General features: G+C 54.8%; 11 protein-coding genes. 3 read left to right on the forward strand and 8 right to left on the reverse strand.

The features are described 5' to 3' along the window. Window positions 1-58: 58 nt before the first annotated feature. A complete protein-coding gene (locus ALTAJ2_RS18320) occupies window positions 59-1,147 on the reverse strand; it encodes a tyrosine-type recombinase/integrase (RefSeq protein WP_081904741.1) in 1,089 nt (362 codons plus the stop codon). Window positions 1,148-1,453: 306 nt separating this feature from the next. On the opposite strand from ALTAJ2_RS18320, the gene ALTAJ2_RS18915 reads away from it, so the two are divergent. Both ALTAJ2_RS18915 and ALTAJ2_RS18325 read left to right on the forward strand, forming a co-directional pair. After that, window positions 1,454-1,765, forward strand: a complete 312-nt coding sequence (locus tag ALTAJ2_RS18915; RefSeq protein ID WP_007110986.1) for a winged helix-turn-helix domain-containing protein — start codon at window positions 1,454-1,456, stop codon at window positions 1,763-1,765. Window positions 1,766-2,110: 345 nt separating this feature from the next. Further along, complete coding sequence (locus tag ALTAJ2_RS18325) at window positions 2,111-2,893, forward strand: hypothetical protein (protein ID WP_050031497.1); 783 nt, start codon at window positions 2,111-2,113, stop codon at window positions 2,891-2,893. Window positions 2,894-3,100: 207 nt separating this feature from the next. Here the strand turns inward: ALTAJ2_RS18325 and ALTAJ2_RS18330 are convergent, their stop codons facing one another. From ALTAJ2_RS18330 to ALTAJ2_RS18925, 7 genes are all read right to left on the reverse strand, one after another. Continuing rightward, window positions 3,101-4,057 (reverse strand): hypothetical protein, encoded by a 957-nt coding sequence (locus ALTAJ2_RS18330; RefSeq protein ID WP_144240279.1) that lies wholly within the window; start codon window positions 4,055-4,057, stop codon window positions 3,101-3,103. Beyond that, window positions 4,050-4,877, reverse strand: coding sequence for a hypothetical protein (locus ALTAJ2_RS18335; RefSeq protein ID WP_144240280.1), 828 nt, complete (start codon window positions 4,875-4,877; stop codon window positions 4,050-4,052). The genes ALTAJ2_RS18330 and ALTAJ2_RS18335 overlap by 8 nt, the downstream gene beginning before the upstream one ends. Window positions 4,878-4,908: 31 nt before the next feature. Then, on the reverse strand, window positions 4,909-5,454 hold the full coding sequence (locus ALTAJ2_RS18340) for a hypothetical protein (RefSeq protein WP_144240281.1): 546 nt from the start codon (window positions 5,452-5,454) through the stop codon (window positions 4,909-4,911). A 5-nt stretch (window positions 5,455-5,459) separates the two neighbouring features. Next, complete coding sequence (locus ALTAJ2_RS18345) at window positions 5,460-7,106, reverse strand: hypothetical protein (RefSeq protein ID WP_050031500.1); 1,647 nt, start codon at window positions 7,104-7,106, stop codon at window positions 5,460-5,462. Window positions 7,107-7,112: 6 nt separating this feature from the next. Next, a complete protein-coding gene (locus ALTAJ2_RS18350) occupies window positions 7,113-7,493 on the reverse strand; it encodes a hypothetical protein (RefSeq protein WP_152421255.1) in 381 nt (126 codons plus the stop codon). 34 nt (window positions 7,494-7,527) lie between these two features. After that, window positions 7,528-7,893 (reverse strand): hypothetical protein, encoded by a 366-nt coding sequence (locus ALTAJ2_RS18355; RefSeq protein WP_007110988.1) that lies wholly within the window; start codon window positions 7,891-7,893, stop codon window positions 7,528-7,530. 94 nt (window positions 7,894-7,987) lie between these two features. Next, on the reverse strand, window positions 7,988-9,928 hold the full coding sequence (locus ALTAJ2_RS18925) for a hypothetical protein (RefSeq protein WP_144240282.1): 1,941 nt from the start codon (window positions 9,926-9,928) through the stop codon (window positions 7,988-7,990). A 282-nt stretch (window positions 9,929-10,210) separates the two neighbouring features. On the opposite strand from ALTAJ2_RS18925, the gene ALTAJ2_RS19500 reads away from it, so the two are divergent. Further along, window positions 10,211-10,507: a hypothetical protein gene (locus ALTAJ2_RS19500; RefSeq protein WP_050031503.1), complete on the forward strand. Its 297-nt coding sequence runs from the start codon at window positions 10,211-10,213 to the stop codon at window positions 10,505-10,507. Window positions 10,508-10,534: the final 27 nt, after the last annotated feature.

Consider the following 10,534-nt stretch of genomic DNA (forward strand, 5'->3'; position numbering starts at 1 on the left):
TGGGGTCGGAGGGTGTTCAGACCTGCCGATTTCGCTTCTCCGGCCACAACACAGGCGTTCATGAATTCACCTCTTGGCTAACGTCGGTCGGATCGCTATGCTCGCAGATGTCGATGCCATCGAAGTCGGTGATCCGTCGACGAAGGTCCTCGTCGAGATCGGGCCGATCGTAGTACCGGCGAATCACGTCAGGGGTCGTCGCTGCTCGATCGGCAACGTCCTGAATCGACCGGCCGATGTTCAGCTGCCACGTGATACTTCCGCGACGAGCTGGATGAGGAGACGTCGACGAAGGGCACTTACTGGATTCCGTCTGAGAGGTCCACTGACAGGTGTGACGCTGCCGACTGTGCGGACACTCGCGCATTACGCACGGGAGCGTCGCTTGATAGATCCAGTTCGTAATGGTACTCCTTGCTGGCCGTCCCTGTCGACTGGCGAATAGTGGGCGACGACCCGTTTCATCATGGACATCGACCCGTTCCCGCTCGACGTACTCGTGAAGGACCTCGTTCGGCTCTTCCGATAGTACCACCTTCCGTTGGTGAGAGTCACCCCGCTTCAGTCGAGTTCCGCTTTCCGGTCGATTGAGGAACGTCAGCGTTCGTTCCTCGGGATCGTAATCGCTGAGATCGAGTGATCGAACGCACGAACGACGACCGCCGGTGTGGCCGATCACCTCGAGGAGCGCGTGGCGTCGCTTCGCGCGCCACTGCATCGAGTCGCGATAGAACGACAGGAACTCGCGCAGCGTCTTCGGACGCAGAATATCGGAACTCGTCTGTTCGCTGTCCTCGAGCTGCAGCGGCTCGATCGCGAGATGAGTTCCGACTCGAAGATAGCCTTGTGACTCCAGCCATTTGAGCCAGCGACGGGCCTGCTTCTGTTTACTTTGGATCGTGACGCGTGCGTAATCCTGTTGAATCAGCCAGTCCGAATACTGGCCGACCTTCCACATTTCGAGATCCGAGACCGTGCTCAGGTCCGTATCATCAGCGAACTTTTCGAAGGTGTCGAGGGATTTGCGGTAGGTCCGCGCCGTCTCTCCCTTCCAGTCCGGTCGGTTCCGGGTGAGGAAGAGATCGATCGATTCGGAGATCTCCAGGTCCGGCGCGTTTTGATTGCCCTGGGCTCGAGGAGGCGTCATTGTGATCCCTCCGTGTGACCGTTCCGGGCCCAAAAGTACCGAACGTTAGACCTATTCGTAGGTGATGCCTCTTTGCTCGCGTGGGGTAACAGCCCCACATCGGTTCCGTGATTCATGATAGTCTCACGGAGCTACCTTCTGGGCGGCGTCCCAGCGCCGCCCGGCCTCACATTCAAATGAGAGTGATTTTCATCGAATCTTGTAGCTCCGCGATTAGCCGTAAGCACTGTCTCTACATATATGTAATGGTGCTTCTTTATAGTAGAATTCAGAACAAAAAGGTAGAGACTCACCGTGGTATCGGTAATGAGAGAGTCGGGGACGTGGATGTCAATCTGGGATGATCGGATTCTCGAATATCTACGTGAACATGACGGAGCGACGGTCGGTGAACTAGCCAAAGACGATAGTATTCGAGTTTCAAACGCCCACGTCTCACGCCGATGTAAGAAACTGGCAGAAAATAGCCTAATTCGACCGATCGGAAACGGTGCATACATCATCACTGATCAGGGAAAAGGATATCTCGACGGGGAGTACGACGCAGAAAATCACGTCTTTCTTGACGAATTCAACTCTGAAAACGGACCAACTGCAAGCGAATATACAGAATCGTGACGCAACGAAAACCTGCCCGGTGGATGTGTACGCTCGACGAACGAATACTCGAGCGATTGGCAGAGAAGGGGTGGTCGACACCGAAAAGTATGTCCACTCGGCTCAGGTTCAACGCATCACAGCGACGAATTCAAGAGCGATGTCAGATGCTGTCACAAGCAGGACTGATCTCTCCGTTGTACCAAGATGCTGATCTATACGAAATCACGTCTGCAGGCAGCGAATACCTCGACGGCCAGTTAGATGTAAGGCATTTGCCTACACCTTCGATCCGAGCACTCTAACACGTCTAATAGCTATAACGATACATTTTAGTCATGGCGAATTTTCAGATGAAATAGTTTAATGTACAGATACGTACCAGATGAAATCGACAAAGAACGTGCCGAACACCAGGCAATAATACAAGTTTCAGAGACGAACCGTGGCGATGTCGATGTGAAACGGGTGGGGAATCTCGGTGAGCTGGCCTTTGAACAGTTCTGCCGTGAATTCATTCCCGTAGAGATGTGGAACTGGAAAAACGAGTTTGCGATCCGCCGTTGTAATCCAGAAAGCTTCTCAAAATACGATTTCAAGGTATTCGGTTACGAGGTTGATGTGAAGACCTCGAGGGATGTTTCGGCATTTCTACCAGAGCAGGTTCTCGAAACCGACGATGAAGACGATATCGTCGTGATGGTGTGGCACCGAGACAACGAAGACGCACTGATCCTCTTGGGATGGGAGCGGATCGAGACACTGAAATCGAAAGCAGAGACCCAAGCGGACTATTCCGGAGACGAACCGGCGAAACTCGATCACTTGGCTGCACGGCCGATGAACCAACTGCTCGAACTAGGACCAAGCACTGCACAGATGGACCAACGGCCGAAAAATCCCTTCACACCTGGCGATCGTGTCCAGAAACACGATGGGACAGGTGACGAGGCGATCGTGATCGAACGGGTTCCACCCGAGAAATTGAATTACGAAGCAGTTGCGGTCGCATTCATTCCCCAACTCGAAGATGGGCCAGGTGATTGGAAGGATATCCATCCAGCAAAGTTAGCTTCTTACTGCGATGATCAGAGTATCAAGACGTACCCGTACAAGTATTCAAATCTCGAGTTCAGTGATACAAGCTAAGTCTAATAAGAAGATTGAGCTAGACACTGGTATATAAATACAGTATTCACAAGATGGTATTTAGTTATGGTATAGATCATAAGATATCCTAATTTTTAATCCTGATTAGGGATAACATCCATATATTGGTTTATATAACCGCCCTCACCCCCGTTAAAGGGGTGAGGGCGGTAGGAAGGTTGGACGGCAGATTATGGTAGGAGAGAATTAATTTGAGATCGAGAAAGTAGCTTGCTCGTCTGGATTATAATCACCATCGGGCTGCAACGGTGGTACCGGAATTTCCATCACTTCATTCTCGAGCTCACCAGTATCGTCATCATGCTCTTTGTAGAAGGAGACGGAGTATTCGTCATCCTCGAGTTCGTGCTCCTCGCGTTTCTGTTCGAGGAAGTACGTCGCATGCTGTCGGAATGCTGGTGCCGAGTCTTTGACGTCCGTCCGGTGGAAGATCGGCAAGAAGCGCAGATCCAATTTCGATTTGAACGTGATCATTTCGTAGAAGTGCTCGTTCACGTCGTAGTTCGCTGTTTGCGCGTTCGCCTGGACGGATAGCTCGTCGATCACCGCGATCGTCCCATCGTTCGCTTCGCAGACCTCCTTCAACTCGGTCTTCGATTCGACGAAAAACGTCCGCTCATTCAGCGCCGCTTCAGACCACTCGAGTGTCGTAACGTTCGTCGCCAGTACGAGATCCTGCTGGTCGATCAGCGCCAACAGCGCCAACCAGAGCGCCGTATTCGTTTTGCCGTTATCGGTGTGCCCAACGAACAGACCCATGAAGCCGGGTCGTCGAAGTTCCGTGATCAGCCGCATCAACGTCCTGGTCTCGGAGAGGTTGACCTCTCGGTTGGTCAGCCCAGTCATGTACGATAGCAACTCGAGCTGTCCCTGCTGGACGGCACGCCGCGCCTCGATCGAGCCGTGGGTCATCACGAGTCGCTGGCAATAGCCGGTCGCTTCGAAGCGACGCGGCAGCTCACCGTCACCGTGTTCGCGGTCGTACTCGCGGATCTTCTGATATCGTCTCTTGTATCGGACGTACCGTTTCAGCGGATCACCATCGAGATAGGGCGCAAGGGGGTAAGTCAGACCGCCGTTATCAGTCAATCTACCTTCGAATACCTCACGGGCCTCAGCAGCAGCCAGCGCAGCCTCAGTCATCGGCTGACACCTCCGGGTCACCGAGAGAGCGCCCTACTTGTATCTCGACCGCCCGATCGGTCATCCGTGGACGCTTCGTCTCTCCCTGATCGTTCTGCTCACCGTCCTCGAGTACATCGTCCAGGTCCTCGAGGTCGACATCGGTATCGTAATCGAAGGGATCTGCTCCGAGATCGATGAACTCGTCGTTCTCAGCACCAGCGATTACGGCGTGCATCTGCTTCAGCGAGTTGTCCAGCGCCTTTTGATCCGCACCAGCACGGGCTTTGACCGCGTCTTTCGCAAGCGGAATGAGTTTATCACGCTGTTCTTTTAGCGTCTCTCGAGACTCTACGAGTTCGAGACTATCCGCTTCCCCTTCCCACGTCGCAACGAGGGTTGGCTCCGGGACAGTTTTCTCGTCACCGGTTACGGGATCTACCTCGTCGCCCTGCCTGACCTCGAATTCTTCAGCGAGATATATTTTTCCAGACTGGCTATCGCGTGTTCCGAGGGTTCCACCCTCGACGGTGAAGGATTCGAAGTATGACCGGGCAACATCGATACACCCGATCGATTGATGTTCGTCGTCGACGAGCAACACGAAGCGACGACTGTCCCGATCGAGGTACCACACCCACAGGAAAATATACGCGAAGCCGAACGGGCCAACGAGACAGATCACCAGCAGAGATATCCCGGCACTTCGGAACGGGACACCGTAGACTGCCATCAACACGATCGACACGAGGGCCAACAGCGCGAACGCGATCAAGTACCACGTCTTCCGGATGAATTCCGCTGTCAACTGGGTCTTCGATGGAGGTGCATCACTAGTCATATCCTCGGACGGATTAACTGAGCTGGGAACATCAGAAGACACGGCGGACCACCCCTCGGATCTTTCTGACGCCATACCAGCTGGTCGGCACCGCCACGACGAACAGTACAACTGTTGTCGCAACGCCGACGATCACGTCGAGTACCGACGGTTGCCCTGGAAGGATGCCGGTACCGAGATCACCGTGCGGCACCACCGCAGTTTGCCCGCCGAATCCCGACGAAATCGCGACAACCACTTTCTCGTTCTGGATGGGACTCGTCGCGATCGTCACGCGGGTCGTCCCGCGATCGACCTCAACCTCGTTGCTTTCGACGAGGCTCGGGCCGTCGTTCTCGATCGAGTCGCCGAAGTCACTGTACGAAACCGTCTGGTTGACGCCTGACCAGACAACGACGGTCAACTCTTGAGCCTCACTGTTCCACTCCGTCGACTCGATGCACGTCGCGTCGTTCAAGCAGATTATTCGGTCATCTGCCGACTCGTTACCTACCGTCTCGGTTTGCGCGGTAGCAGCACCACTCAGAACAATGAGCAGCGCGGCTACGAGCGCGAGCATAATCCAAAATCGTTTCATATTATTCACCTATTCGGCGAAACCAAATTAGCGTACAAGACAACAACCAAACCGATAACAAGCACAACCCCGACGACGATCATGACGAGCATGCGACTATCGTCACCGTCGAAAGGGTTGTCTGGGAACCCGATGCCGCCGCCATCATCGGTCTCGTTCTCGACGATTTCAGCGCGCGCATCGCTGGCGTTGTCGAGCGCCCGCACGTAGTCGGTCGCGTTGTAGGTGGCGTACTCGGGACCGCTGTATTGAGCGGTCTCGACAGCGTCGCCATTCCCGTCGTATATCTCCTGAATGACGAACTCACCTGACCACATGACGACTTCTCCGTCACCCGTCAGGACCGAGGGCTGACCGTCGAAATCTGAGACATTATAGGTTATCCCAGTTTCAGCGGTCCCGTTGGGGAATCCGCTCGCGAACAGCATGCCCTCGATCGTCTTGTTGACCGACGTGAACTCGAACGAGACCGTTCCGTTGGAGTCTGTGGTCCGCTCACGGTCGGTTTGACCGTTAAACTGGACGACCATCGTCCCGTCGAGGTCCTCAGGCTGCTCGAGGTCGAGGGTGTGCCTGAGCGCGAACTCGAGATTGTCGCCGGAGGTGTCGTTGCCGGAGAGATAGCGGACCATGCCCTCGGCTCCGCGGACCTCGGATGGACTCAATTCGCCCGCGTCCATCTTGGCGTAGAGATCCTCGGCGACGCCGGACGGGTAATTGTCTTGAACGGTCTGTGCCTGCTGTTCGATGTCGTGGATGCGCTGGGCAACAAGCCGAGCATCGTAGACCGTCGTAGAGTTCAGCGAGGCAGCAGGAGCGTTCATCACGTTGAACCCTCCAGCCCACTCGGCTTTTGGCTCGTTCGAGGGATCAAGATAGTCGAGACCGAAATATCCGCGTCCGAAGTAACCATCCTCAGCACGGTAGCGATCAACGGAAAGTGGTTGCGTCAAGGTCGAACCTGAATCCGTGGAAGTCTCCGCATAGACATCCAGCCCCAGCGTTGTGTAATTATATTGAGAGCCATTAACCAGCGTCGTACTGGCCTCCATGGTCCCGTTGACCGACGCGTCGATTGTCGACGTCGACGTGTCCGTCGTGCTCACTGACCACGGTGAAATAAAATCGTCGGAGATCTCGCTGTTATTCAGCGTGACATTGTGATAATATGCAATTTCTGCAGAGTCTGCCGCCAGCATCTCAAGATTCTGGCGCTGGTGGTGAGCATAATAATCATTGATCGCCTTCTGGCCCGCTGCCTGCGCCTCGATAGCCGTTTTGTTGTTCTCATAGGCAGTCGCTATCGCATTCCGCGCTTCGAGCGAGGCGAGGGTCTCGGTATCTTCGAGATAATTCTGATAAACAGAGTCTCGCTGCTGCTGGCCCTGATAGATCGCTTGCGCACCGGTATGTACGTCGACCTCGATCACATCGGCCCGCTGGGTCGTGTCGACACTCCCGAAAACGGCCTCGGCAGCGTGGCACGACCGCGGGAAAGCCAACTTCGCGGTGGCTCCGCAGTCCTCGTTGATCTCTATGGAGTCGCCGCCCTGGGCGGCCGCTGGCGCGGTCGCCGCGATCGGCGCGAAGATCGACCCGACGAGCAGGGCTGCAACGAATATTGTCGCGAACCGCTTCAAAATATCAGACATATTCACTCACCTCGCAAGGATTGCCGTCGCGATCGACATCAGAACTAGCGAAACGATCGCACTAAACGGGTCATAAGAAGCCATCATGTCGACCCATGGTTGCCAGGCATACAACGCCATGAAACCCATCACGAAGACAACATATGCCTTCTCAATACCGTAGTACTGCGATGGATCTCGGCTACCGCTGGATAAAAACGCGATCGCCATCAGCAAGTACGACATCGCAAGCGGGAGGAATCGATGAGATTCAAGGAATCCCACGACATCGCCCGCGAGTCCGACCATCACGAGGCTCACACCGAAAAACATCCCAAGCGCAGACGCTGCGAGGATGTTTAGTCGGTTCAAAGCAGTCACAACGTTCGAGAAGTTACTTGTTGACATATTTATCAGAATGGTGTGATCTTACTCAGCCGAATTAGGCGCGAAATTGAAGCGTACGCTCAGTACCTTCACGCTCATTGCCGTCATCATCCTCCCACGTGTACGTGTCAATGCCCTCAAGCCGGAACTCGTGGCCTTCCTGGATATCGTTCGCGTAAACGCGGTCCTCGAGGGTCCGGTTGAAATGGACAAGGCGGATATCGCCCTCGTCGGAACCATGGGTACTCTTGTAGCGAACGCGCAACTGATCGAACTGACCGCTGTTCTCAGCCAGATTCAGGATGATGCCCTGAATGACTTCTCCCTCGTCGGGGAGTTCTTGCCACTCGGCATTGTCGTCATCGTAGTTCCCGCCCGGTGCGTTGGCCGTCTGAAAGTCGGCGGCGTTGTCTGCTGCCATACAGGAAATAAATCTAGTGCTCTAGTAATAAACGAATGAGTAGGATTGGTAATTGCTATTAATACAACTAACCGAAGCGGGCGAAATACGACAGTCAGTTCCAAACATTAGCAGTTGGTGGCGGCCGATCGCCGGCTGACGCAAGTACAACCGGTTCATCTGGATCATTGATCGCTGATTCGACATTTTTGGCATCGACGCGACGGTCGGGAGAGTCAGGAAGATCAGAGAAGTGATACGCACCCAAGTACTCTATACGAGCAAGTGTCGTTGAAGAGGTCGAAGCATCAGTTACCTCGAGTTCACGTTCTGCAAGGAGATCGCGAACGATTCGATGCAGTTCGGATTCAGCACGATCCCGGTCGAGATCGGGATAGAGTGCATGGGAACCGTGGAGACGTTCAGTGTAGTAGAGCATCGAGGTTCTGGTAGCGTCAGCGACTCCCCGCCGGATGTCCGTACGGTCATCGTCAAGCCGGATCGCATCGCGGATGCCGTTCGACGGAGACCAGAGCTGGCGCTGGGTCGTCCAATATAGAGCCAGTTTCCACAGTGCGACATCATCATCGCCCGCATCAAGGTCGGCCTCGAATTCTACAGAACCAATTTTATCGTTAAGATCGTACAGAGACTCGTACATCTCGGAGACGTATTTGCCGAGATATGAACCAGCTGTCTTCTGTTGCGGTTCGTCCTCGAGGCCGTCCATGTCGATTAGATTGTGGTCGCGGACGTTCTTCTCGACCCATTCCTGGGAGTGATCGTGATCGCCGTAGCGATACCACGATACAAAGCCCTCTGATACAGGTCGTGTAACGAAATCGTCGTTCTCGTCGGTAACTGGATCGCCGTTTTCGTCGTGGACAACTTCTTCGCCGAAGTTCCCCACCTCGTCGAGATCGTCGCGAAACGTCAGTGGATAGGTATCGACGATCCGACCTTGGCCGTATTTGTCCCAATAGTGAGAAAGTTCGTTTTTGTCCAGGAGCCACGGCATGCCGTCGACATCCCGAGTCGGTGGATCGAAGAAGAGGACATGCAGGTGTGGCTTGCCGCCACCATCGAATTCGAGCACCTTGATGTACTCCAGACGCTCACGCGGTCGTCCGGAAACAGCGCCTTCAGCGCCAAAATGAAAGTTACTCGAATCCAGATCCGGCGTCCAGGAAGGAACTGATGACCGACGAGTGTCCGCGACGGTATCAGGATCGGTCTTCATCATCTGGGTGAGACGATGGAAGCTCTCGTTGATCGAGAGAATCGCCTCGTAAAGCGATTCGTGTTTCTTCGGATCTGTCGTTAGAGTCGTGAAAACAGCGTGTTTCGCTGATTCGTATCCAAATTCGAGAGCTGATTGAAGACGTGCAAATGCCTTGTCCATCCGGCCTTCGTCCGTGAAGCGCGTCTTGTACGGCTTCTCCATCCGACGTTTGTCGTACCCGGAACGGTTGGCGAGGTGGACGTCGAAACAAAGTCGGTAGTCTTCTACGCGGTTGATGTAACGACGAAGCGCGTGAGCGAGAAATGACTTTTGTCCATCGGAAAGACGTAGATCACCAGTTCGAACGCTCTTGAGCAAATTCTGGCAGTATTCGCGGTCATATACGAAGTCGCTAGATTCAGACGTTGTTTCACGAATGCCTTCCGAAATCAAGTCAAGTAGGCGGTGGGTTGGCGTGACCAGCCGACCACGGCGGTTGTCTCGATCGAGCGCGTCGACACGGACGAGATCGGTCTCAGCCTCGAGGTCGTTCACAAAGCGATTGAGGAACTGGTAGTCGTCATCAGAGCCATCGAGTGCTATCCAGTCAGAGCCATCGTAGAAACGCTGGGCAGCTGCGTCATGGCGTTCATAGGTGTCACCGGAGAGATCGTATAGGCCGCTGTAGTCGTTCGGAGCGACACCTTTGAGGACGTAATGACAGAGCGCCGTCTGGGAAATTCCTTCAGGACGGCGTGCGAGGAACTTCAGAATGCGAACGCGGTCGCTGTTACGATCGGTCAACGCGTCAGGGTCGCGCTGGCCGTAGGCCATCAGACCGCGATCCGCCAGGTGCTGTATTAGGCCCGATGTGTTACAACCCTGGCTGGAACCAGCCAGAGCTGCCATCTAGCGAGTATGCGTTGATGAACTCGCCTCGCGCGCTCCCTCGCCGGAACGAGGACGCTCGCTACGCTCGCTGTGTTCCGGGCTACCTGCCGGGACGGGCTGGTCGCTCGCTGCGCTCGCGCCAGCTCGTCCGGGCGGGGTTGCCGGGCTTTCACCCATCCGGCACTCGCGCGCTCGGCTCGATGCTGGAGTCGGACCGCTACACGAATGGGACCGCCGGAGGGAGAGAGTAGTGAGCCGGTTTGGGTTGTCCTCGAGGGCGATCGCCAGCAACTGGAGATCAGGATGCAGCCGATTACGGAGGTCATCACCGTCGACGAGGTCGTGGTGATCGTGACAGACTCGTCCCCAAGTGGCGAAGTCGTCCGCTCGATTAAGACACTGCCATCGACACCACGGGTAACGGCACCGATAACTGAAGTACCGAGTATACTCAGTGCGCTCGAAAAACGTCACGCGCACCACCCCGACAAAATGGATTTTCTACGAGAAAAATCTCTCTGAAGGGTTAAGTTAAAATTAAGGTGGAAA

It is taken from the genome of Natrinema altunense (genome assembly GCF_000731985.1).
Lineage (GTDB): Archaea > Halobacteriota > Halobacteria > Halobacteriales > Natrialbaceae > Natrinema > Natrinema altunense.